21 protein-coding genes and 2 riboswitches are annotated in these 22,498 nt (G+C 72.7%); of the genes, 11 read left to right on the plus strand and 10 right to left on the minus strand.

The window, feature by feature from the left end:
* Positions 1–12: 12 nt before the first annotated feature.
* Positions 13–672, plus strand: coding sequence for a TetR/AcrR family transcriptional regulator (locus tag FXF68_RS04015; protein WP_148757519.1), 660 nt, complete (start codon positions 13–15; stop codon positions 670–672).
* Between the two features lie 15 nt (positions 673–687).
* On the opposite strand, the gene FXF68_RS04020 is transcribed toward FXF68_RS04015, so the two are convergent.
* Together FXF68_RS04020 and FXF68_RS04025 are read right to left on the minus strand one after the other, a co-directional pair.
* Positions 688–1,911, minus strand: coding sequence for a hypothetical protein (locus tag FXF68_RS04020; protein WP_148757520.1), 1,224 nt, complete (start codon positions 1,909–1,911; stop codon positions 688–690).
* Positions 1,912–1,991: 80 nt separating this feature from the next.
* Positions 1,992–2,183, minus strand: a complete 192-nt coding sequence (locus FXF68_RS04025; protein WP_148757521.1) for a hypothetical protein — start codon at positions 2,181–2,183, stop codon at positions 1,992–1,994.
* Positions 2,184–2,213: 30 nt separating this feature from the next.
* Between FXF68_RS04025 and FXF68_RS04030 the strand changes: the two genes are divergently transcribed.
* Entirely contained in the window at positions 2,214–3,014 is an 801-nt protein-coding gene (locus FXF68_RS04030; protein WP_148757522.1) for an NAD-dependent epimerase/dehydratase family protein, read from the plus strand.
* 80 nt (positions 3,015–3,094) lie between these two features.
* Positions 3,095–3,742 (plus strand): TetR/AcrR family transcriptional regulator, encoded by a 648-nt coding sequence (locus FXF68_RS04035; RefSeq protein WP_148757523.1) that lies wholly within the window; start codon positions 3,095–3,097, stop codon positions 3,740–3,742.
* A 1-nt stretch (position 3,743) separates the two neighbouring features.
* Here the strand turns inward: FXF68_RS04035 and FXF68_RS04040 are convergent, their stop codons facing one another.
* On the minus strand, positions 3,744–5,207 hold the full coding sequence (locus FXF68_RS04040; RefSeq protein WP_148757524.1) for a flavin-containing monooxygenase: 1,464 nt from the start codon (positions 5,205–5,207) through the stop codon (positions 3,744–3,746).
* Positions 5,208–5,291: 84 nt separating this feature from the next.
* Here FXF68_RS04040 and FXF68_RS04045 point away from each other — a divergent pair, with 84 nt between their 5' ends.
* Positions 5,292–5,927 carry a TetR/AcrR family transcriptional regulator gene (locus tag FXF68_RS04045; protein WP_246178295.1) on the plus strand — a complete coding sequence of 212 codons (636 nt, stop codon included), beginning with the start codon at positions 5,292–5,294 and terminating at the stop codon, positions 5,925–5,927.
* Positions 5,928–5,973: 46 nt separating this feature from the next.
* Entirely contained in the window at positions 5,974–6,834 is an 861-nt protein-coding gene (locus FXF68_RS04050) for an SDR family NAD(P)-dependent oxidoreductase (RefSeq protein ID WP_148757525.1), read from the plus strand.
* A 333-nt stretch (positions 6,835–7,167) separates the two neighbouring features.
* On the opposite strand, the gene FXF68_RS04055 is transcribed toward FXF68_RS04050, so the two are convergent.
* Positions 7,168–7,944: a hypothetical protein gene (locus tag FXF68_RS04055; protein ID WP_148757526.1), complete on the minus strand. Its 777-nt coding sequence runs from the start codon at positions 7,942–7,944 to the stop codon at positions 7,168–7,170.
* A 123-nt stretch (positions 7,945–8,067) separates the two neighbouring features.
* Between FXF68_RS04055 and FXF68_RS04060 the strand changes: the two genes are divergently transcribed.
* Positions 8,068–9,594: an ATP-dependent DNA ligase gene (locus FXF68_RS04060; protein WP_148757527.1), complete on the plus strand. Its 1,527-nt coding sequence runs from the start codon at positions 8,068–8,070 to the stop codon at positions 9,592–9,594.
* Here FXF68_RS04060 and FXF68_RS43610 read toward each other — a convergent pair.
* A complete protein-coding gene (locus FXF68_RS43610) occupies positions 9,584–10,771 on the minus strand; it encodes a hypothetical protein (RefSeq protein ID WP_246178297.1) in 1,188 nt (395 codons plus the stop codon). The two genes, FXF68_RS04060 and FXF68_RS43610, sit on opposite strands and share 11 nt — an antisense overlap.
* Positions 10,772–10,851: 80 nt before the next feature.
* Here FXF68_RS43610 and cds1 point away from each other — a divergent pair, with 80 nt between their 5' ends.
* Positions 10,852–11,949 carry an L-cysteine desulfhydrase Cds1 gene (gene cds1, locus FXF68_RS04070; protein WP_148757528.1) on the plus strand — a complete coding sequence of 366 codons (1,098 nt, stop codon included), beginning with the start codon at positions 10,852–10,854 and terminating at the stop codon, positions 11,947–11,949.
* 17 nt (positions 11,950–11,966) lie between these two features.
* Here cds1 and FXF68_RS04075 read toward each other — a convergent pair whose 3' ends face one another.
* Positions 11,967–13,268 carry a M50 family metallopeptidase gene (locus FXF68_RS04075; protein WP_148757529.1) on the minus strand — a complete coding sequence of 434 codons (1,302 nt, stop codon included), beginning with the start codon at positions 13,266–13,268 and terminating at the stop codon, positions 11,967–11,969.
* 151 nt (positions 13,269–13,419) lie between these two features.
* Positions 13,420–13,515, plus strand: a riboswitch (glycine riboswitch).
* Between the two features lies 1 nt (position 13,516).
* Positions 13,517–13,616: riboswitch (glycine riboswitch) on the plus strand.
* A 67-nt stretch (positions 13,617–13,683) separates the two neighbouring features.
* Between FXF68_RS04075 and gcvT the strand changes: the two genes are divergently transcribed.
* From gcvT to FXF68_RS04095, 4 genes are all read left to right on the plus strand, one after another.
* Positions 13,684–14,802, plus strand: coding sequence for a glycine cleavage system aminomethyltransferase GcvT (gcvT, locus tag FXF68_RS04080; protein ID WP_148757530.1), 1,119 nt, complete (start codon positions 13,684–13,686; stop codon positions 14,800–14,802).
* Between the two features lie 73 nt (positions 14,803–14,875).
* The gene (gene gcvH, locus FXF68_RS04085; protein WP_148757531.1) at positions 14,876–15,280 is read left to right on the plus strand and encodes a glycine cleavage system protein GcvH; all 405 of its coding nucleotides are present in this window, start codon (positions 14,876–14,878) and stop codon (positions 15,278–15,280) included.
* A 2-nt stretch (positions 15,281–15,282) separates the two neighbouring features.
* Positions 15,283–16,539: a serine hydroxymethyltransferase gene (locus tag FXF68_RS04090; protein ID WP_281292122.1), complete on the plus strand. Its 1,257-nt coding sequence runs from the start codon at positions 15,283–15,285 to the stop codon at positions 16,537–16,539.
* Positions 16,540–16,598: 59 nt separating this feature from the next.
* Positions 16,599–17,972: an L-serine ammonia-lyase gene (locus FXF68_RS04095; RefSeq protein WP_148757532.1), complete on the plus strand. Its 1,374-nt coding sequence runs from the start codon at positions 16,599–16,601 to the stop codon at positions 17,970–17,972.
* A gap of 10 nt (positions 17,973–17,982) precedes the next feature.
* Here the strand turns inward: FXF68_RS04095 and FXF68_RS04100 are convergent, their stop codons facing one another.
* From FXF68_RS04100 to FXF68_RS04115, 4 genes are all read right to left on the minus strand, one after another.
* Positions 17,983–19,482, minus strand: coding sequence for a serine/threonine-protein kinase (locus FXF68_RS04100; RefSeq protein WP_148757533.1), 1,500 nt, complete (start codon positions 19,480–19,482; stop codon positions 17,983–17,985).
* Positions 19,483–19,793: 311 nt separating this feature from the next.
* Entirely contained in the window at positions 19,794–20,003 is a 210-nt protein-coding gene (locus FXF68_RS04105; protein ID WP_148757534.1) for a hypothetical protein, read from the minus strand.
* A gap of 48 nt (positions 20,004–20,051) precedes the next feature.
* Positions 20,052–20,723 (minus strand): response regulator, encoded by a 672-nt coding sequence (locus FXF68_RS04110; RefSeq protein ID WP_148757535.1) that lies wholly within the window; start codon positions 20,721–20,723, stop codon positions 20,052–20,054.
* A 73-nt stretch (positions 20,724–20,796) separates the two neighbouring features.
* On the minus strand, positions 20,797–22,419 hold the full coding sequence (locus FXF68_RS04115) for a sensor histidine kinase (protein ID WP_246178298.1): 1,623 nt from the start codon (positions 22,417–22,419) through the stop codon (positions 20,797–20,799).
* Positions 22,420–22,498: the final 79 nt, after the last annotated feature.

Consider the following 22,498-nt stretch of genomic DNA (forward strand, 5'->3'; position numbering starts at 1 on the left):
CACGATGGTGGGATGCGGACGGGCAGAGCGCGGCAGGCGAACGGAGCGGACGACGGCTCGGGCGGCGGCGACTCCGGCGGCGGACGCCAGTGGGCGCGGGCCGACGCGACCAGGCAGGCGCTGCTGTCCGCGGCGCTCGAGGTGTTCGCCGACCGCGGCTACGCGGACGCGGGCATCGCCGAGATCGTCGAGCGGTCCGGGATCAGCGTCGGCAGCCTCTACCACCACTACGGCGGCAAGGCCGGGCTGTACGTCGCGCTGTGGGAGGAGCTGTCCGCCGAGCAGGAGGCGAGCGCGGCGCAGGCGGTGTCGGCGGCGCGCAAGGGCGGCGAGGCCGACCCGATCGCGCTGTTCATCGCGGGCGCCCGCGCCTACCTGCGGGTGTGCTGGGAGCGGCGGGAGGCGGCGCGGCTGTTCCTCGCCGGGGAGGGGCCGTCCGGGTCGTCGCTGATGCGGCGCAGCCGGGCGCAGAAGTGGATCGCGCAGAACACGAAGCTGCTCGGCGGGCCGTCCGGCGGGGCGCCGGCGGGACGTCCCGAGCAGGTGCTGAGCCTCGTCCTCACGACGGTGATCGGCGAGGCCGGACGGGAGATCGCGACGGCCGAGGGCGAGGCCGACGCGACGGAGATCATCGAAGAGGTGTGCCGCATCCTGATCCGGCTCGCCCGCTGAGCCGCCGGACGCCTCTCACCGGGCGGGCGTCCAGACGATCCCCACCGAGCGGACGTGCGCGGGCTGCGGCGGCAGGGTGCGCAGCCGCGCCGCGGTCAGCGGCCGTCCGGCGGGCACGAGCCGCCGCCGGACCGCGCGCGGCGGCAGCGCGGCGCGCGGCACGAGCACCGGCCCCGGCCGGACGGCGTCCCGCCGCCGCGCCGCCCGGCGCGCGAGCCGCAGCCTGAGCAGCAGCAGCGTCACGGCCGACGACATCGCGGCGAGGAACCCCGCCTGGAGCGCGCCCAGTTCGTTCAGCGTGAACGGCTTGTCGGGCAGCGTGTGGAGGCTCGCCACCGGGACGAACGGCCCCGCCGCCTGCTCCGGCGCGACCTGCGGCGGCGCCACCGGCGGCAGCGCCACCTGCGGTATCGCGACGCCCGCCAGCGGGTCGAACCCGGACGGGGTCAGCGGCGGGACGCCGGGCGGCAGGTTCGCGAGGCTCACCCCGGGCGGCGGCGCGCCGGCCGGGTCCGTCACGATCAGCTTGTAGGAACCGGACGCACCCCTGGCCTTCGCCGCCGACACGTCCGCGCGCAACGTGATCACGCCGGGCTTCGCGTCGGACGGCGCCCGCACCGTCGCCTGCGCCGAGACGCCGCCGCCCCCGACGCCGCCGAGGTTCCGCGCCGGCGGCCCGACCGAGGCGCCGGACGCCGACAGCCGCAGCACCGCGCCCGTCGCCGTCGCGTTCGCGGACGTGACCCGCACGGTCGCGGTGACCGAGCCGCCGGGACGCACCGTCGCCGACGACACCGTCAGCCCGAGCGCCAGCACGGGAGTCTTCGGCTTGGCCGGCGGCTTCGTGGGCGGCTTCGTAGGCGGCTTGGTCGGCCGCCCGGTGGTCGGCGGCTTCGTGGGCGGAGCGGTGGGCGGATCGGTTTTGGGTGGGTCGGTCTTCGGAGGATCCGTCTTCGGGGGGTCGGTCTTGGGCGGATCTGTCTTAGGCGGGTCCGTCTTGGGTGGGTCGGTCTTAGGCGGGTCCGTCTTCGGAGGGTCGCTCTTCGGAGGGTCGGTCTTGGGCGGGTCCGTCTTCGGAGGGTCGCTGGGCGTCTCGCTCGGCGACTCGCTCGGCGTCCCGGACGCGCCGCCGCTCGGGTCGGCCGTCGGCTCCGCCGCGGTCACCGGCGGCGTCGCCGTGCCGATGAGCGCCACCGCGCCCAGTCCAGCCAGGATCGATCCCGCCGATCGTGAGCGCACCCTGAACGCACCTCCACCGCGTCGCGGCCGTCTCCGCGAATTATGCCGAATTGGATGGAAGCACGCGCCCAGGACGCGAATCAACCCCACGCATCGAGCCCCAGGTCAACCACCCGTCTCCGGTCATCCTGAATTCCGAGATTGCCATGACATTGATCATTAAACCCCGCCATGTCCTTCTTTTTCATGATCACAAAACGTGAGTAAAGCTCACGACCGCCCTTGCCGACATTTCCCAGCAAATCACCCGAGACCACACCCCAGTTGATCATGATGACGGGCGGGGTGCCACACTGCTGGACATGACTCTCGGGACGATCGTGCTGACCGGCGCGGCGGGCAGCGTCGGCACCGCGCTGCGCGCCCCGCTGCGCGCGGCGGCCGAGCGGCTGGTGCTCGCCGACCGCGTCCCGCTCGACGCCGAGGCGCCGAACGAGGCCGTGTTCCGGGCCGACCTGTCCGACCCGGCGGAGGCGGCGCGAGTCGTCCACGGCGCGGAGGCGGTGGTCCACCTGGCGGGCGTCTCCGACGAGGCGCCCTTCCCCGACCTGGTCGAGGGCAACATCCTCGGGACGCAGCGCGTCCTGGAGGCGGCGCGGGTGGCGGGCGTGCCGCGCGTCGTCCTCGCGAGCAGCAACCGACTGACCGGTCTCTACCGGTCGACCGAAACCGTCTCGGCCGTGATGCCGCCGAGACCTGACGGCCTGTACGGGGTCAGCAAGGTCGCCGTCGAGGCCCTCGGCCGCCTCTACGCCGACAAGTTCGGGCTGGACGTCGTGTGCCTGCGCATCGGCAGTCTCGAACCGCGTCCGAGCGAGCCCCGGCACCTCGCCACCTGGCTCAGCCACCGGGACTGCGCGGGCTTCGTGCTGGCGGCGCTGACCGTCCCGGCGCCCGGGTTCCTCGCCGCCTACGCGGTTTCGGACAACGCCCGCCGCTTCTGGGAGCTGGACGAGCGCCTCGGCTACACGCCGGTCGACGACGCCGCGTCCTACGGCGTCCCGGACACGTTCGTCGGCCCCGACGTGCCGCAGGGCGGCGATTTCGCGTCGCCCGCGTTCACGCTCAAGTACCTCTCCGACGTTTCGGAGGGGGACGGGTGATGTTTAGGGTCACACTGGACGCGATGGACCGTTATCCTGACCTTCGGGTTACCGGTTCCTGACGGAAAGTCGAAGGGTCCATGCCAACGTCGACCTGGTTCCGCCTCAATGTCGCCAAGCGCGAGCGCGTACTCGAAGTGGCGATGCGGGAATTCGGCGAGAACGGGTACTCGACGGGCAGTCTCAACACCATCGCGCGCGAGGCGGGGATCGCCAAAGGCTCCCTCTTCCAGTACTTCAGCGACAAGCTGGAGTTCTACGCGTTCGTCTGCGACGAGGCGTCCCGCCGCGTCCGCGAGGAGATGGAGCGCCGCATCGCGCGGGTCGACTTCGAGCAGTCCTTCGACGAGTGGCTGTTCGACGTCCTCTGCGACTGGACCGAGTACATGGCCGACCACCCGCTGGAGCGCGGCGTCACCGCGGCGACGAACTTCGAGCTCGACAACAGCGTCCGGTCGGTCGTCCGCGACACGGCCAACCAGCACTACCTCCAGGTCATCCATCCGACGCTGAAGCTGTGGCGGGAGCGGGGCGAGATCCGCGAGGACGCCGACCTCGCCGTCCTCGCGACGTGGCTGATGACGATCCTGCCGTTCCTCGCGCTCGCCCCGTACTACGACGGCCTCGACCCGATCCACGAGCTGCGCGGGCGGACCCCGGCCGAGCAGCGCCCGGTGATCCGCCAGCTCATCGCGGGCTTCCGCCCGATCTTCGCGCCCGCCAAGTAGCTCAGGGGGCCAGGTCGTACTCCGCCGGCCTCGCCTTGCGGGACCCGGCCCAGTACTCGAACGTGTGGCCCGGCCACAGCGTCCGGTTGACGCCCGCGTCGTCCAGGTACCAGCTGCTGCAGCCGCCCTCGTTCCACACGGCGCGGCGGAGCCGGCGCTGCAGCCGGTCGTTGAAGCGGCGGACGGCCCTCGGCTTCGGCTCGATGGTGTCCGCGCCCGACTCCTGGAGCAGCCGCAGGCAGCTCAGCACGTGCTGGATCTGCACCTCGATCATGAACACGACCGAGTTGTGGCCGAGGCCGGTGTTCGGGCCGAGCAGCATGAAGAAGTTCGGCATGCCGAGGATCGTCGTGCCGCGGTGCGCCTCGATGCCGTCCGCCCAGATCTCCTGGAGCTTGACGCCGCCGCGCCCGGTGACGCGCAGGTCGGTGAGCGCGTCGGTGACCTTGAAGCCGGTGCCGTAGACGATGCAGTCGACCTCGTGCTCGCGCCCGTCGGCGGTGACGACGGAGTGCTCGCGGACCTCGGTGATCGCGTCGGTCACGAGCTCCACGTTCGGCCGCGTGAGCGCCGGATAGTAGTCGTTGGACAGCAGGATCCGCTTGCAGCCGATCGTGTAGTCGGGCGTGACCTTGGCGCGCAGCTCCGGGTCGTCGATCTGGGACTTGATGTGGCGGCGGGCGATCGCGTCCTGGACGCCGGACAGCCGCGGGTCGATCGTGAACCCGACCGCGCGCGCCTCGAGCGTCCAGTAGATCGCGGCGCGGAACGCCCGCGCCGCGCCGGGGACGTGCCTGAACACCGTCCGGACGGGCTTCGGGATGGGCTGGTCGGGCTTCGGCTGCACCCACGGCGGCGTCCGCTGGAACACCACTACCCGCCCTGCTTGCTCTGCCACCTTCGGGACGAACTGGATCGCGGACGCGCCCGTCCCGACCACGGCGACGCGCTTGCCGGTCATGTCGTAGGAGTGGTCCCACTCGGCGGAGTGGAAGGCGGTGCCGCGGAACCGCTCGGTGCCCGGCAGGTCCGGGTAGGACGGGACGTGCAGCGCCCCGATCCCCGACACGACGGCCTTCGGGGTGAGGACCGTCCCGTCCGCGAGCGTCACCTTCCAGCGCCGCGCGCCGTCGTCGTACTCCATCGAGTCGACGGCCGCGCCGAAGCGGATGTGCTCGCGCACCCGGTACTTGTCGGCGGTGCGCTCCAGGTAGGCGCGGATCTCGGGCTGCGGGGCGAACATCCGCGACCAGCCCGGGTTCAGCTCGAAGGAGAAGGAGTACATGTGCGAGGGGACGTCGCAGGCGCAGCCCGGATAGGTGTTGTCGTGCCACGTCCCGCCGAGCGCCTCGCTCTTCTCGAGGACGACGAAGTCGTGGAAGCCGGACTGCTTGAGCCTGATCGCCATGCCGAGGCCGGCGAAGCCGGAGCCGATGACGACGATCGCCGGGGCGCGCTCGCTCATGATCCATCCCTCTCGCGTAACCTACTCCGGGTAAGTTACCGGGAGTAGGTTACTGACGGTAGGTCCAATGACTAGGATTCTCCTGTGAGCAGCACCACACCGCGACGGCGGCGCATGTCCCGCGCCGAGCGCGAGCGGCAGATGCTGGACGTGGCGGAGGAGGTCTTCGGCGACCGCGGCTACCAGGCCACGTCCATGGACGAGATCGCCGAGCGCTGCGGCGTCTCCAAGCCGATGCTCTACGAGTACTTCGGCTCCAAGGACGGCCTGCTCCTCGCCTGCATCGGGCGCTCCAAGGCCGAGCTGTTCGACGTGACGCGGAAGGCGATGGCGGGGGCGAGCACGCCGCGCGAGATCCTCTGGCACGGCATGCTCGCCTACTTCGGGTTCGTCGAGGCGCACAGCAGGTCGTTCGCGATGCTGCTGCGCGGGTCGCTGTCCGCGCCGCCGTCCACGGCGGAGGCGATCGAGGCGACGCGCGAGCAGCAGAGCACGCTGATCGCCGGGGTGCTGACCGCGTTCGCGCCGGCCGCCCCCGCCACCGTGATCGAGGCGTTCACGCAGATCATCCTAGGCGGCAGCGAGCGGCTCGCGCAGTGGAAGGCGCGCCGCCCCGAGGTGTCGGCCGAGGAGGCCGCCCGCCATATGACCGACTTCTGCTGGAGCGGCCTCAGCCCCTACCTCCCGGACGCCGCGGAACGCGCTCCGGACGCCCGCTGAGTACGGTTGGATCACTCCATTCCGTCCGGATTCCTCGGAGGTCTGCATGCCACTCGCGCAGTTCGACGGAGCGCTCGCCGTGGTCACCGGAGCCGGCGCCGGGATCGGCCGGGCGACCGCCCTCGCGCTGGCCGAGCGCGGCGCGAACGTCGTCGCCGCGGACATCGACCTCGCCGCCGCCGAGCGCACCGCCGCGCTCGCGAAGTCGGTCGGCGCGGGCGGCACCGCCTACCAGGTGGACGTGTCGGACGCCGCCGCGATGGAGAGCTTCGCCGCCGCGGTGAAGGAGGCCCACCGCGCGCCGGACATCGTCGTCAACAACGCCGGGATCGCGGTCGCGGGCTCGTTCCTCGACACGTCCCTGGAGGACTGGGACCGGATCGTCGGCGTGAACCTGTGGGGCGTCGTCCACGGCTCGCGGCTGTTCGGCAGGCAGATGCACGACCGCGTGCACACCCTGCCCAACAAGCCCGACAAGCCGAACCTCGGCGGGCACATCGTCAACATCGCCTCCGCCGCCGCGTACACGCCGACGCGGACGCTGCCCGCCTACTGCACGACGAAGGCCGCCGTCCTCATGCTGAGCGAGTGCCTGCGCGCCGAGTTCGCGGGCTCCCGCATCGGCGTCACGGCCGTCTGCCCCGGCTTCGTCACCACCGACATCGTCGCGAACGGCACCTTCGTCGGCGACGCGGAGGCGGGCGAGCGGACGCGGCAGCGGAGCCTCAAGGCGTTGAAGGCGCGCAACTACCCGCCGGAGCGGGTCGCGGAGCGGATCGTCAACGCCATCGTCAAGAACAAGCCGGTGGTGCCCGTCACCGCCGAGGGCCATCTCCTGCGGGCGCTGTCGCGGGTCTCGCCCGCGTCCCTGCGCCTGCTGGCGCGAATCCCCGCGCCCCGCGGCTAATGGCATTCGGCGGCCATTTCCCGGTTTCCGAACGGGGAGTAGAAAATGGTTCACAAATGGTAGGCATTGGTACACCACCCGGAACCGAGGAGGCCGCGGAGCGGTGGTCCACTCCGCGGCCCGTCGACGTGAGAGGTTACTGACCTGGGCTCACCGGACCCAGGACACTCCTACCGATTGCACGGTCACGACGCCGACCTCCTCCTCCCCGGGCTGTGCGAGCACGCCGATCACCTGGCCTGCTCCGGGAGCAAGACCGGCGCACACCCGCCCCTTTACCGAATCACCCTAGAAGGTACTGACAGAAGATATGCCATGATCGGCCGATTCAGGTCAGAAATGATTTAGCGCCGTCATGACTTCGAGGGCGACGTCGGTCGCCTTGGCGAGACACGCGCGTTTCCGTTCGTCCTGCCGCCCCTTGGCCGGGGCGCGTTCGCTGTAACTGACGGTGAAGACCGCGTTGCGGAGCCGGGCGGTCACCTGCCCGACGACGGTCGGCTGGCCCTCGTCCGCCTTGAACCAGCGGTACGCCTCGTCGCCGAGCCCCTTGTGCGGCTCCAGGGAGATCGTCCGGACGAGGGGGGCGTGGTGCGCCTGCGTCCACTGCGCGTCGTAGTAGCTCTCGGCGTCGCGGACGGGGTTCGGGGTGTCGCCGGGCGCGTAGAGGTGCGCCTCGATGCGGAGCCAGCGGAAGTCCCGTCCGGTGGAGGAGTAGGTGCAGGTGGTGAGCGTCGAGTTCGCGCTCTCCCGCCGCGTCGCCTTCGGGACGGTCTTGTCGACGGTGCGCTGCGAGACCGTCCCGCAGGGCGCGGGCAGCGCCTTGACGACCTGGCCGCCGCTCTCCGCGGGCGTCTCGCCGTCCGTGGGCGTGCTGTCGGCGGTGGGCGTGCGGGACGTGGTGGCCGTGCGGGACGTGGTGGGACGCACGGCCGCGCCGTCCCCGCCGCCCCGGACGGGCGCGAGCAGGAACACCGCCACCGCCGCCGCGCCGAACGCGACGACCGCTACCAGCACCGCGACCCGCCGCGACCGGCGGCGGCCCGGCGACGGCGGCTCGGGCGCGGAATAGACCCGGTCGAACGGGTCCGGAGGACGCTGAAGGCCCAAACCCCGCTCCCCCTCCCCCGTAGCGCTTCCCGGTCCGCCACCCGTCAAGGTAGTAAGGACCGCGCCCGCTGACCAGGCCCCCTGACGGAGCCCGATGTCAGACCCCGTGGTCACAATGGAGGGGTGCTGATCGCGGACATCGCCCGGACCTCGGCGGACGTCGCCGCGACCTCGGGCCGGAAGGCCAAGGTGGCGTCGCTCGCCGAGTGCCTGCGCGCGGCCGAGCCCAGGGAGGCGGCGATCGTCGTCGCGTACCTGTCCGGCGAGCTGCCGCAGCGCCAGATCGGGGTGGGCTACGCGGCGCTGCGCGACGTCCCGCCGCCCGCGCCGGAGCCGTCGCTGACCGTGCTCGCGGTCGACGCGGCGTTCACCGAGATCGGCGCGGTGGCCGGGGCCGGGTCGGTGGCCCGGCGGCGCGAGCTGGTCGCGGCGCTGTTCGGCCGCGCCACCCGTCCCGAGCAGGACTTCCTGATCAGGCTGCTGGCGGGCGAGCTGCGGCAGGGCGCGCTGGACGGCGTGATGGCCGAGGCGATCGCGGCGGCGGCCGGGGTGCCGTCGGCGGAGGTGCGGCGCGCGGTCATGCTGCGCGGCTCGCTCGGCCCGGTCGCCACCGCCGCGCTCGCCGACGGGGTGGCCGGGCTGCGCGGCTTCGCCCTGGAGGTCGGACGCCCGATCAAGCCGATGCTCGCGGCGTCCGCGCCCGACGTCGACGCCGCGTTCGGCAAGCTGGCGGCCGAGGCCGCCGTGGAGTGGAAGCTCGACGGCATCCGCGCGCAGATCCACGTGTCCGGCGGCGAGGTGCGGGTGTTCACCCGGACGCTCGACGAGATCACCTCCCGGCTGCCCGAGGTCGTCGCGGCGGTGCGGGAGCTGCCCGTCCGCGACGCGGTGTTCGACGGCGAGCTGATCGCCCTCCGGCCGGACGGAAGCCCGCACCCGTTCCAGGTCACTTCCGCCCGCACGGCTACCCGCACCGCCAAGACCACCGGCACGGTGCCGCTCGCGGTGTTCCTGTTCGACGTGCTGCACCTCGACGGGCGCGACCTGCTCGACGCGCCGGGCGCGGAGCGGAACGCGGCGCTCGCGGAGGTCGTCCCGGAGGGCCTGCGCATGCCGCGCGTCGTCACCGCCGACCCGGCGCGGGCCAAGGAGGTGTTCGACGAGGCCGTCGCGCGCGGCCACGAGGGCGTCGTCGTCAAATCACTCGACACCCCGTACACGGCCGGGCGGCGCGGCGCGGGCTGGATCAAGGTGAAGCCCCGGCACACGCTCGACCTCGTCGTCCTCGCCGTCGAGTGGGGGCACGGGCGGCGCCGGGGGCTGCTGTCCAACCTGCACCTCGGCGCCCGCGACCCCGAGACCGGCGGGTTCGTCATGCTCGGCAAGACGTTCAAGGGGCTCACCGACGAGCTGCTCGCCTGGCAGACGGCGAAGCTGCGCGAGCTGGCCGTGCGGGAGGACGACTGGACCGTCCACGTCCGTCCGGAGCTGGTCGTCGAGATCGCGTTCGACGGCGTCCAGCACAGCCCGCGCTACCCGGGCGGCATCGCGCTGCGGTTCGCCCGCGTGCTGCGCTACCGCCCCGACAAGTCGGCGGCGGAGGCCGACACGATCGACACCGTCCGCGCCGTCGCGCCCGTCATGGACTAGCCGACGGTTCCTGGCGCTCTTCGCCCAGCCGCGCGGTGGCGTGGGTGGCGGTCGGCGGATCCTCCTCGGGGACGGGACGGCGCGCCCGGCGGGACGCGGCGCGCATCCGCAGCCGCGACGCGGGCTTCCCGCGCTCCCTGGCGACCCCGCGGTTCCGGGTCAGGGCGCGGCGCCGCTCGCGGGCCTCGGCGCGGCGTTCGGCCCAGGCCGCCTTGCGGCGTCCGGTGCGGCGGCCCGGCGACCGGCGTCCCGTGCGGGCGGCGGCCCGGCGCTCCAGGCGCACGGCGGCGCGCCGGTCCGAGCGGGCGGCGGCGCGGCGTTCGGCGCGGGCGGCGGCGCGCCGCCGGGCGCGCGCGGGCGAACGTCCGCCGCGCAGCCTGCGGCGCGCCCGCTCGGCCGCGTCGGCGCGGCGTTGCAGCAGCTCGGGCGGGATCAGGTCGTGCCGCCCGGCGATGAACTCCTGCACCCAGATCTTCCCGTTGATCAGCGGCCGCCGGTACAGCTTCTCCCGCCGGACGGCCCGCTGGTACCGGCGCGACCCCGCGTCGTACCGCCACCGCGCCCACGGCGACCCCGGCCGCGCCACCCGGACGGCCCCGACGACCAGCAGCGCGGGCACGAACAGCCCGATCAGGCCCGTCCAGATCTTGCCCTTGAGCAGCGTGATCACCGCCAGCGCGAGGTTGACGACGAGCGACGCCGCGTACAGGCGGCTGAGCGCGACGCCGCCCGGGTCGAGCCCGAGCCCGTCGTACCCGAACGGCCGGACGCCGAGCAGCAGCAGCCCGGTCACGGCGATGGCGACGAACACGGCGTCGACGGACGCGCGGCCCTTCTCCGTCCAGTAGACGTCGCTGAGATGCAGGATCAGGGCGAACTCGTCCAGGACGAGGGCGGAGCCCATCCCGAAGACGATGGCCGCGGCCAGTTCCAGGCGGACGTGCCCGTCCGGCACGGCGAGGCTCGCCACCCCGCCCGCCAGCATCAGCACGACCCCGAACACCACGTGGTGGATGTGCACGTCTCCGGCCGTCACGTTCCGGAACCAGCGCACGTCCGCCCGGATCATCCGGACGTTCACCCTGGTCAACACGAACGTGACGATGAACGCGACGAAGAAGCCGAACAGCGGCAGCCGCCCGGTCTCCACGATCCGCTCGTCGAACATCTCGATCATCTGCCCCCCGCAGCCTCCATGATGCCCGGCGACATGCACGGATATCGTGGGACCCCTGATGAGACGTCGGGGGGCCCCATTTGGATCGGATTGTTGACCGTTGTGATCCGGGCGGGCGGGCTTGGGTCGCCGAGGCCGTTCGGCTTGTCGATGCTGACGCCAACCGGAGCGCTGACACGCACCTGCACGTGTTCCCGCTGCCGCCTGAGTGGGGCATCGACCTCTACCTGAAGGACGAGTCCGTCCATCCGACGGGGTCGCTCAAGCATCGGCTGGCGCGGTCGCTGTTCCTGTACGGGCTGGCGAACGGCTGGATCCGCGAGGGGACGACGATCATCGAGGCGTCCAGCGGGTCGACGGCGGTGTCGGAGGCGTACTTCGCGCGGCTGCTCGGGCTGCCGTTCGTCGCGGTGATGCCCGCGTCCACCAGCCCGGAGAAGATCCAGCTCATCGAGTTCTACGGCGGGCACTGCCACCTGGTGGACGACCCGTCGTCGATCTACGCCGAGTCGCGGCGCCTCGCCGCCGAGTGCGACGGCCACTTCATGGACCAGTTCACCTACGCCGAGCGCGCCACCGACTGGCGCGGCAACAACAACATCGCCGAGTCGATCTTCGAGCAGCTGCGGCTGGAGCGGTTCCCGGAGCCCTCCTGGGTGGTGGTCGGCGCGGGCACCGGCGGGACGTCCGCGACGATCGGCCGGTACGTCCGGTACCGGCGGTTCCAGACGCGGCTCGCGGTCGTCGACCCGGAGGGCTCGGCGTTCCACGGCTCGTACGCCGACGGCGACCCGGAGCGGACGGCGGCGGGCTCGCGGATCGAGGGCATCGGGCGGCCGCGCGTCGAGCCGTCCTTCCTGCCGACGGTGATCGACCGGATGATCCGGGTGCCGGACGCGGCGTCCATCGCGGCGATGCGCTGGACGAGCGAGGTCAGCGGCCGGGACGTCGGCGGCTCCACCGGCACGAACATGTGGGGCGCGGCGGAGCTGATCGCGGGGATGCGGGCGCGCGGGGAGCGCGGCAGCGTCGTCACGCTGATCTGCGACGGCGGCGAGCGCTACAGCGGCACCTACGGGTCGGACGAGTGGCTCGCCGGGCAGGGCCTCGACATCGCGCCGTACCGGGCCGCGCTGGACGCCTTCATCAAGACGGGCGACCTGCCGGCGGTCCCGTGACGGCTATCCGGTGACGGCTATCCGGTGACGCGGACGGGGTTGAACAGGTCGGCGTAGATCAGCAGCCCGCCCATGACGATCAGCACGGCCGCCATCACGTACGTCACCGGCAGGGCCTTCGCGACGTCCACGTAGCCGGGGTCGGGCCTGCGGAACACCCGCGCGAACGCCTTCTTGATCGCCTCCAGCAGCGCGCCCGCGATGTGGCCGCCGTCCAGCGGCAGCAGCGGGACGAGGTTGAACAGCCCCACCGCGAGGTTCAGCGAGCCGAGCAGCATGACGAAGTAGGAGATCTTCTGCGTGCCGGTGAACTCCTGGGACGCGGCGACCTCGCCGCCGATCCGGCTGACGCCGACGACGCCGATCGGGCCGTTCGGGTCGCGCTTGTCGCCGCCGAACGCGGCGTTCCAGACGCCGACCATCTTCTGCGGCATCCGCACCAGCGCGCCCGCCGTGCGCGAGGTCAGGTCGCCCATCGTGCTCGCGACCGCGCCCGGCCCCTGCCGCTCGACGGCGCTGTCGGGCGTGATGCCGAGGAAGCCGACGTTGACGACCTTGTTCTCGTCCTCCAGGTCGTACATCTGGTTGCGGGTGATCGGGACGGTGAGCGTGATGTCGTGCCCGTCGCGCCGGACGGTCATCGGCACCGACTTGCCGCCGTCGCCGCGGATCAGCTCCTGCAGCTCGCGGTAGTCGCCGATCTTCTCGCCGCCGAACGCGACGATCCGGTCGCCGGGCTTGAGCCCGACCTGCTTGGCGGGCGTCGCGGGCGCGTTCGCCGGGCAGCCCTTGACGTCGGCCGACTGGCTCGCCGGGACCATGCACTCGGCGACCTCGCGGATCACCGGCTGCGGCTGGCTCGTCCCGATGCCCATCAGCAGGATCGCGAAGAACAGCACGGCGAGGACGAGGTTCATCGCGGGCCCGCCCACCATGATCAGCGCCTTCTGCCACCACTTCTTGGCGTAGAAGACGCGGTCCTCGTCGCCGGGCCTGACCTCCTCCAGCGCCGCGCCGCGGGCGGACTCGATGAGGCCCTGCCAGGGGCCGGTGCTGATCCGCCGGACCTGGCCGGGGGCGTCGCCGCGGCGCGGCGGCAGCATCCCGATCATGCGGATGTAGCCGCCGAGCGGGATCCATTTCACGCCGTACTCGGTCTCGCCGCGGCGCCACGACTTCATCGTCGGGCCGAAGCCGACCATGAACTGGGTCGTGCGGACGCCGAACAGCTTGGCGAACGAGAAGTGCCCGAGCTCGTGCAGGGCGATGGACACCAGCAGGCCGAAGAACAGGATCAACGCTCCAGCCAGGTAGGCCATGCGGATTGCCCCTCCGGGTCGTGCACCCCGCGCACCCAGGGTGATCTCCAGCAACCGTCTTAGAGTACGTCACGGGCCCGCATTCGGTTTAACGCACGAGCTCAGCCATAGGGCATGGACAAAGGGAACTGCTAGCCTTGCCCGCAGCCGACTATCCCGTGCGGGAGAGTCCCTCGCAGCCGGCGGGGGACGCCGAAGGAGCAAATCCTCCCCGGAACCTCTCAGGCCCACGGACCGCACGGGCCAGGCGACCTCTGGAAAGCGGGGACCGAGTCCCCCGCCGAAGGTGAAAGCCCGACCTCTCCGGGACGGGTGAAGCTCTCAGGCGCCGATGACAGAGGGGGAGGCACCGAGACGCCCGGTGCGCGGGTGGGACGATGAGGCCACGCGCGCCCGTGACGAAGGAGCCGAACCCATGTCCGCCGACAGGAACGACGCCGAGACCGCCGTGAAGAACCCGAAGAAGACGCCGCTGCACGACGTCCACGAGGGCCTCGGCGCGAACCTCGTCGACTTCGCCGGTTACCTGATGCCGCTGCGCTACGCGAGCGAGACGGCCGAGCACCAGGCCGTCCGCACCGGCGCGGGCCTGTTCGACCTGTCCCACATGGGGGAGATCTTCCTCGCCGGGCCGGGCGCGGCCGCGGCGCTCGACTTCGCGCTGGTCGGGAACCTGTCGCCGATGAAGGTCGGCAAGGCCCGGTACACGATGATCTGCGGGCCGGACGGCGGCGTCCTCGACGACCTGATCGTCTACCGCCTCGCCGACGAGACGTGGATGGTGGTCGCGAACGCCGCGAACGCCGACGTCGTGCGGGACGCGCTGACCGAGCGGGTCTCCGGCTTCGACGCCACCGTGGACGACAGGTCCGACGCCTACGCGCTGATCGCCCTCCAGGGCCCGCGTTCGCAGAAGATTCTCGAAGGCTTCACCGACGCTCCGCTGGCCGACCTGAAGTACTACGCGATCCTCGCCGGGCGGGTCGCCGGGGTCGACGCCCTGGTCGCCCGCACCGGCTACACCGGTGAGGACGGCTTCGAGCTGTTCGTCGACGCGGCCGACGCCGTCCCGCTGTGGAACGCGCTCGCGGCCGTGGACGGCGTCGTCCCGGCCGGGCTGTCCGCCCGCGACACGCTGCGCCTGGAGGCGGGGATGCCGCTGTACGGCAACGAGCTGACCGCCGAGACCACCCCGTTCGAGGCGGGCCTCGGCCGGGTGGTGAAGCTGGACAAGCCCGTCGACTTCGTCGGGAAGGCCGCCCTCGCGGCGCAGGCGCAGACCCCGCCGGGGCGCAGGCTCGTCGGGCTCGTCGCGCGCGGGCGTCGGGCGCCGCGGAAGGGGTATGCGGTCGTCGCGTCCGGCGGCACGCCGTGCGGGGTCGTGACGAGCGGCGCGCCGTCGCCCACACTGGGCACGCCGATCGCCATGGCGTACCTCGACAGCGGCGCCGCGGAGACCGGCCTCGCCGTGGACGTGCGCGGCCGGCAGGAGCCGGTGGACGTCGTCGACCTGCCGTTCTACAAGCGTTCCTAAGGAAGCCGTCCCGGGGGCGCGGGACCGACCGTCCCCCCGCAGCGAACCCCGTACAGAGAAGAGAGAAGTGATCGTGAGCGTTCCGGAGCAGCTCCGCTACAGCGAGGAGCACGAGTGGGTGGCGGGCCTCGGCCCCGCCGGTTCGACGCCGGAGGACGACATCGTCACCGTGGGCATCACCGCGCACGCCGCCGACGCCCTCGGCGAGATCGTCTACCTGGAGCTCCAGGTGGCCGAGGGCGGCGCCGTCGAGGCGGGCGAGGTCTGCGGCGAGGTCGAGTCGACGAAGTCGGTCAGCGACATCTACTCGCCGGTCAGCGGCGAGATCACCGCGATCAACTCGGCCGTGGTGGACGTCCCGAAGGTGATCAACGACGACCCGTACGGCGAGGGCTGGCTCTTCAAGGTGCGGCTCTCGGCGGAGCCGGGCGACCTGCTCGACCCGGTCGCCTACGAGAAGCTGATCGAGGAGGGCTGACCGTGGGCCTGAACGACCCGCTGGCCGCGGCCGACCCGGAGGTCGCCGCGGCCGTCGCCGCCGAGCTGCGGCGCCAGCAGTCCACCCTGGAGATGATCGCGTCGGAGAACTTCGCGCCGGTCGCGGTGCTGGAGGCGCAGGGCTCCGTCCTGACGAACAAGTACGCCGAGGGGTACCCGGGCAGGCGGTACTACGGCGGCTGCGAGCACGTCGACGTCACCGAGCAGCTCGCGATCGACCGTGCCAAGGCGCTGTTCGGGGCGGAGCACGCGAACGTCCAGCCGCACAGCGGGGCGCAGGCCAACACGGCCGTCTACTTCGCCCTGCTCCAGCACGGCGACACGATCCTCGGCCTCGACCTCGCGCACGGCGGGCACCTCACGCACGGGATGCGGCTGAACTACTCGGGCAAGGTGCTGAACGTGGTGCCGTACCACGTCCGCGCCGAGGACGGCCTGGTCGACATGGACGAGGTCGCCACCCTCGCCGAGGAGCACCGGCCCAAGATGATCGTCGCGGGCTGGTCGGCATACCCGCGGCAGCTCGACTTCGCGAAGTTCCGGGAGGTCGCCGACTCGGTCGGGGCGCTGCTCATGGTCGACATGGCGCACTTCGCCGGGCTGGTCGCGGCGGGGCTGCACCCGTCGCCCGTCCCGCACGCGGACATCGTCACGACCACCACGCACAAGACGCTCGGCGGCCCGCGCGGCGGGCTGATCCTCGCCCGCGAGGAGTACGCCAAGAAGATCAACTCGGCGGTGTTCCCCGGCATGCAGGGCGGCCCGCTGGAGCACGTGATCGCCGCGAAGGCGGTCGCGCTGAAGGTCGCCGCGTCGGACGAGTTCAAGGCCCGGCAGGAGCGCACGGTCGAGGGCGCGAAGCTGCTCGCCGAGCGGCTCCTCGCCGAGGACGCCGCCAAGGCCGGGGTGAAGGTGCTGACCGGCGGGACGGACGTCCACCTCGTCCTGGTCGACCTGGTCGACTCCGAGCTCACCGGCCGGGACGCCGAGGACCGCCTGCACGACATCGGCATCACCGTGAACCGCAACGCCGTGCCGAACGACCCGCGTCCGCCGATGGTGACGTCGGGGCTGCGGATCGGGACGCCGGCGCTCGCCACCCGCGGCTTCACCGCCGCCGACTTCGCCGAGGTGGCGGACGTCATCGCGCTGGCCCTGCAACCGTCGTTCGACCGGGCCGCGCTGGCGGCGCGGGTCTCGGCGCTCGCGGCCGCGCACCCCCTGTACCCGGACCTGTGACGTCCCGGCGCCCCCTCCCCGCGCGGGAGGGGGCGCCCGTGAACGGGGAGGCAAGCCCCATGGCCATCAGCGTTTTCGACCTCTTCAAGATCGGCATCGGCCCGTCGTCGTCGCACACCGGCGGCCCGATGGCGGCGGCGCACCGCTTCGCGCGGGGCTTGGAACGTGACGGGCTGCTGGAGAAGACGGCGTCCGTGAAGACGATCCTGTACGGCTCGCTGGGGCTGACCGGGAAAGGGCACGGCAGCGACAAGGCCGTCATCCTCGGGCTGGAGGGCGACAAGCCCGAACTGGTCGACGTGGACGGGGTCGACGAGCGGATCGAGCGCGTCCGCACGCTGGGCGAGCTGCGTTTGTTCGGCGACCACGAGATCCCTTTCGTGGTCGGCGAGCATCTGGTCTTCGAGCGCAAGGAATCGCTGCCCGGCCACCCCAACGGAATGCGTTTCACCGCGCTTGACGCCGACGGCAACGAACTGCGCTCGAAGGTGTACTACTCGGTCGGCGGCGGCTTCATCCTGGACGAGACCGCGACCGGCGCCGACCGGATCAAGCCCGACGACACCGTCCTGCCGCACCCGTTCGACACGGCCGCCGACCTGCTCGACCGGTGCCGCGAGACCGGCCTCTCGGTGTCGGCGCTGATGCTGGAGAACGAGCGGGCGTTCGGCCGCACCCCGGACGAGATCCGCGCCGGGCTGCTGGAGCTGTGGGCCGTGATGGCGGCGTGCGTCGAGCGCGGCTGCACCCGCGAGGGGCTGCTGCCCGGCGGGCTCAAGGTGCGGCGGCGGGCGCCGCAGCTGCACCGCCAGCTCACCGCCGAGAAGCCCGGCGACCCGCTGCACGCCATGGACTGGGTGACCCTGTACGCCCTGGCCGTCAACGAGGAGAACGCGGCGGGCGGACGGATCGTCACCGCCCCCACCAACGGCGCGGCCGGGATCATCCCGGCGGTGCTGCACTACTACGCGCGCTTCGTGCCGGGCTGCGACGACGACGGGATCGTCCGGTTCCTGCTGACGGCCGCCGCCATCGGGGTGCTGTTCAAGCAGAACGCGAGCATCTCCGGCGCGGAGGTCGGCTGCCAGGGCGAGGTCGGGTCGGCCTGCTCGATGGCCGCCGCCGGGCTGACCGAGGTGCTCGGCGGGACGCCGGAGCAGGTGGAGAACGCCGCCGAGATCGGCATCGAGCACAACCTCGGGCTGACCTGCGACCCGGTCGGCGGGCTCGTCCAGGTGCCGTGCATCGAGCGCAACGCGGTCGGCGCGATCAAGGCGATCAGCGCGGCCCGCATCTCGCTGCGCGGCGACGGCCGCCACTTCGTCTCGCTCGACAAGGCCATCGCCACGATGCGCGACACCGGCCGCGACATGCTGGACAAGTACAAGGAGACGTCGCGCGGCGGGCTCGCCGTGAACGTCATCGAGTGCTGATGGCGCGGCCTTAGAACACTTCGTCCAGGGCGAGGGCGGCGGCGCGGCGCAGGGCGTCGCGGTCGGCGGCGGCGATGTCGCGGGCCGAGCACGTGGCCATGGCGATCACGTTGCCCCGGCGCGCGACGACCTGCGCCCAGGAGTCCTTGGTCAGGCCCTCGCAGCTCTCGTCGCCGATCCCGTGGTCGGCGGACGGGGCGGTGCAGCCGAAGTCCGTCCCTCCGTGGAGGGCGTAGCGCGCCTCCTTCACGCCCTTGTCGGGGTCGTCGCGGTTGTAGAGGTTGAGCTGGATCTGGAACGTGTCCTTCGGCGGGAACCTGGCGGTGCCGAAGGCGCACAGCCGCCATTCGCCGTAGCCGTCGCGGCTGCTCTGCGGGATCCGCTTGCCCTCGGCGGCGCCGAGGCCGCGGAGCATCGTCCGCCCGTCGTCGGAGTCGTAGATCCGGCACATGTCGCCGGGGAGGGCGTCGACGGTGTCGTCCGGCCGCAGGAGCCGCTGGACGGCGAAGAAGGCGCCCGCGATCATCGCCGCGCTGACCGGCAGCGCGATGGCCGGGGCCAGCCAGACCCAGAGGCGGCGCCTGCGGCGCGGCGCGGCCGGCGCGGTCGTCGGCGGGACGCTCATCGGCGGGTGCGTGATCGGTGGCGGCCCGGTCGGCGGCAGCGACACCGGCGGCGCGGTGGTCTGCGGCAGGGCGACGGGGAGCGCCCAGGCGGCGGGCGCCTGGAGCCGCCCGACCAGTTCGGCGGCGGACGGACGCAGACCCGGATCCTTCGCCAGGCAGGACGCGACGAGGGGGCGCAGCCGTCCGTCCAGCCCGGAGAGGTCGGGCTCCTCGCTGAGGATCTGGTGGAAGAGGGCCTGGACGGAGTCGCGGGCGAACGCCGGATGCCCGGTCGCCGCGTAGACCATCGTCGCGCCCCACGCGAACACGTCGGCGGCGGCGGTCGCGGGACGTCCCTCGATCTGCTCCGGCGCCATGTACGCCGGGGTCCCGATCGGGCCCTTGGTCAGCGAGGACGTGACGTCCAGCGCGCGGGCGATGCCGAAGTCGATGACGCGGGGCCCGTCCGGGCCCAGCAGGACGTTGTGCGGCTTGAAGTCCCGGTGGACGACGCCGGCCTCGTGGACGGCGGCCAGCGCGGCGGCCGTGTCGGCGGCCAGCCGCTCCAGCGCGTCGCCGCGCCGCGGCCCCTCGGCCTTCACCGCCGCCTGGAGCGACGGCCCGTCCACGTACTCGCTGACCACGTACGCGCTGGTGGAGTCGAGCCGGACGTCGACGACGCGGACCGTCCAGGACGGCGCGACCCTGCGGGCCGCCTCGACCTCGCGCTCCATGCGGCGGCGGGCGTCGGCGTCCAGGGCGCGGAGCACCTTGACCGCGACGCGCTCGCCGCCCGGACCCGAGCCGAGGTAGACGACGCCCTGTCCGCCCTCCCCGAGCCGTCCCAGGATCCTCCAGGGGCCGACGAGCGGGGGATCCCCCGCCTCCAGCGGCATCGCGGACATCCGACTCCCTTCCGGCAGATCCCCCTTCTCTATCGCATTCCGGGAGTGTTCGCGGTGTCACCCGCGCATGAAAGAACCCGGGGGCCGCGACGTCATCGCCGCGGCCCCCGGGCCATCGGGCCGCTCAGCGGGAGGGGCCCATGCCGTGGTCCGTCTGTATCCCTACGTAACGTCCAAGGGCCCCCTGGTGGAGCCGCCCGAAGCCGGAAGATCGGACAAGCAGCACCCCCTCATCGCCCTCGACGCCAGGTTCCCCTCGGACGCTAGTCCGGTGAACCGCGATTGACGCCCAACAGACGTCAAAGGCTTCGTCAGGATTGGGACGACCGCTCCGACGCGCGCCCCGACGACCCCGCGCGGTCGGCGCCCTTGAACATCTGGCGCATCTTGCGCGCGGCGTCGCCCGGCTTGCGCTTGGGCTGGTCAGGCTGGGGCTTGCCCTCGGCGGGCGGGCGCCTCCCGCGGTCGGTGCCGGTGCTGCCCGTCGTCTCGTCCTCGGCCCGGCCAGGCTTCTCGTTCACGACGACTCCCCCCGATGTCGTTTCACGGTCGTCACATGCGTACCCCGTCTACCGCGGGTAGAAGCGCACTTCGGGACGGCCGACCTGCCCGTAGTGCGGCTTGCGCCGGGCGAGCCCGTTCTCCGCGAGGTACTCCAGGTAGCGGCGGGCGGTGACCCGGGACACGCCCGCGAGGTCGGCCGCCGCGGCGGCGGACAGCCCGCCGGCCGCGCTCGCCAGCACCTCGGTGACCGCCTGGAGCGTCTCGGCGCTCATGCCCTTCGGCAGCGAGCGGTGGTCGGGGGTGCGGAGGGTGGCGAGCATGCCGTCCACGTCGGCCTGGCCGGCGACCTCCCCGGCGCCGCCCGCCTGCTCGCGGAACGCCGCGTACCGGACGAGCTTGTCCCGCAGCGACGCGAACGTGAACGGCTTGAGCAGGTACTGGACGACCCCGACCGACACCGCCGACCTGATCACCGCAAGGTCCCGCGCGGACGTGACGGCGATGACGTCCACCTCGCTGCCCCCGGCCCGCAGCGCCCGGCACACGGTCAAGCCGTGCGTGTCCGGCAGGTAGAAGTCCAGCAGGACGACGTCGACGCGGTTGCGCTCGCAGAACCGGAGCGCGTCCGCGCCCGAGTGGACGACGCCCGCCACGCTGAACCCCGCGACCCGCTCGACGTAGGAGCGATGCGCCTCGGCGGCGACGGGATCGTCCTCGACGATCAACACGCTGATCATCGGGCCCTGCCTTCCTGGGGGGCGCCCCCCGGACCCCCGGGCCGGAGGCCCGAAGATCCTCGCTTCGCTCCGGTCATCGGGTCTCCAAGGGAAGCCGGACGGTGAAGACAGCGCCGCTGCCTCCGGGACCCGAGCCGACGCGGACGTCGCCGCCGTGCCGCCGCACCGCCTGGCCGACGAGCGCTAGGCCGAGGCCGTGCCCGACCGGGCCGCCGGACGTCTTGGTCGTCCAGCCGCGGCGGAACATCTCCGGGACGGCGTCCGGGTCCACGCCGGGCCCGCTGTCGGACACCTCCAGGACGAGCCCGCCCGCGTCCCGGCGGACGCCGACCACGACCCGCGGCGGACGCTCCGCGGCGCCCTCGATGGCCGCGTCCACCGCGTTGTCGATCAGGTTCCCGAGGATGGTGACGAGGTCGCGGGGCTCCACCACGCCGTCGATCACGGTGTCCTCGGCGACGGCCAGCTCGACGCCGCGCTCCCCCGCCTCCGCCGACTTGCCGAGCAGCAGGGCGGCGAGCACCGGCTCCGACACCGAGCCGACGACCCGGTCGGTGAGCCGCTGCGCCGTCTCCAGCTCGGCGGTGGCGAACTCGACGGCCTGCTCGGGACGTCCCATCTCCACCAGCGACACCACCGTGTGCAGCCGGTTCGCCGCCTCGTGGGCCTGCGAGCGCAGCGACTCGGCGAAGCCGCGGACGGTGTCCAGCTCCCCGGTCAGGCCCTGCAGCTCGGTGTGGTCGCGCAGGGTGACGACGTTGCCGCGCGCCCTGTCCCGCGACCGGACGGGCGAGGTGTTCACGACCAGGACGCGGGTGTCGCCGACGTGGATCTCGTCCGACCGGGGCTCCGCCGACACGAGGGTCGCGACCAGCTCGTCGGGGAGGCCGAGTTCGGCCACCGGGCGTCCGCGCGGGTCGCCGTGCATGTCACCGTGCAGGTCGAGCAGCTCGCGGGCGGCGTCGTTGCAGAGGACGACGCGCCCCTCCCTGTCGAGCAGCAGCAGCCCCTCCCGGACCGCGTGCAGGATCGCCCGGTGGTACTCGAACATGTCGCTCAGCTCGCCGGGCGCGACGCCGCGGGTCTGCCGGCGCAGCCGCGCGGACACAAGGTAGCTGCCCGCCATCCCGGCGGCGAGCACGGCCAGCGCGACCCCGCCGAGGTAGTACAGCCGGTGCCGCAGCTCCTTGGTGATCACCCGGATCGTGATGCCGACCGCGACGAGCGCCACCACGCGGTGCCCGTCGTCGAACACGGGCGTCACCGTGCGGACGGACGGGCCGAGCGTCCCCGTGTAGGTCTCGGTGAACGTGCGCCCGGCGACGGCGGGCGCGGTGTTGCCGACGAAGTGCCCGCCGATCCGCGCCGGGTTCGGGTGCGTGTAGCGGATCCCGGCCGGGCTCATGATCGTGACGAAGTCGACGCCGGTGTCGCGGCGGACGCGCTCGGCGTACGGCTGGAGCGACCGGCTCGGGTCGCGGGTGGCGAGCGCGGCGTGGACGTTCCGGCCGTCCGCGATGCTGATCGCGACGGCGGTCACCGTTCGCCCGGCGGCGTCGTCGGCGGACTGGCCCGCGTCCAGGTAGGCGGCGGTCACGCCGACCGCCACCAGCAGCCCGACGATCGCGGCCTGCAGCACGAGGAGCTGCCGGGCAAGGCTCCAGCCGCTCGGCACCGTCCATCCCGGACGCCGCACGTCAGCCCCTTTCGTCCACCCGCCGCCGTGAACGAAATGTACACAAGGGTGACCACCCTCACAGGACGGCGGATAGTCC

Origin of the sequence: Actinomadura decatromicini (assembly GCF_008121305.1) — a bacterium.
Taxonomy (GTDB): Bacteria; Actinomycetota; Actinomycetes; order Streptosporangiales; family Streptosporangiaceae; genus Spirillospora; species Spirillospora syzygii.

Excerpts from the sequence above, each read along its gene's own strand:
- FXF68_RS04100 (WP_148757533.1), bottom strand. The coding sequence starts at position 19,482 with ATGTCCGCGATGCCGCTGGAGGCGGGGGATCCCCCGCTCGTCGGCCCC.
- FXF68_RS04095 (WP_148757532.1), top strand. The coding sequence starts at position 16,599 with ATGGCCATCAGCGTTTTCGACCTCTTCAAGATCGGCATCGGCCCGTCG.
- FXF68_RS43610 (WP_246178297.1), bottom strand. The coding sequence starts at position 10,771 with ATGATCGAGATGTTCGACGAGCGGATCGTGGAGACCGGGCGGCTGCCG.
- FXF68_RS04050 (WP_148757525.1), top strand. The coding sequence starts at position 5,974 with ATGCCACTCGCGCAGTTCGACGGAGCGCTCGCCGTGGTCACCGGAGCC.
- FXF68_RS04025 (WP_148757521.1), bottom strand. The coding sequence starts at position 2,183 with ATGATCAACTGGGGTGTGGTCTCGGGTGATTTGCTGGGAAATGTCGGC.
- FXF68_RS04075 (WP_148757529.1), bottom strand. The coding sequence starts at position 13,268 with ATGGCCTACCTGGCTGGAGCGTTGATCCTGTTCTTCGGCCTGCTGGTG.
- FXF68_RS04110 (WP_148757535.1), bottom strand. The coding sequence starts at position 20,723 with ATGATCAGCGTGTTGATCGTCGAGGACGATCCCGTCGCCGCCGAGGCG.
- FXF68_RS04015 (WP_148757519.1), top strand. The coding sequence starts at position 13 with ATGCGGACGGGCAGAGCGCGGCAGGCGAACGGAGCGGACGACGGCTCG.
- FXF68_RS04035 (WP_148757523.1), top strand. The coding sequence starts at position 3,095 with ATGCCAACGTCGACCTGGTTCCGCCTCAATGTCGCCAAGCGCGAGCGC.
- gcvT (WP_148757530.1), top strand. The coding sequence starts at position 13,684 with ATGTCCGCCGACAGGAACGACGCCGAGACCGCCGTGAAGAACCCGAAG.
- FXF68_RS04030 (WP_148757522.1), top strand. The coding sequence starts at position 2,214 with ATGACTCTCGGGACGATCGTGCTGACCGGCGCGGCGGGCAGCGTCGGC.
- FXF68_RS04040 (WP_148757524.1), bottom strand. The coding sequence starts at position 5,207 with ATGAGCGAGCGCGCCCCGGCGATCGTCGTCATCGGCTCCGGCTTCGCC.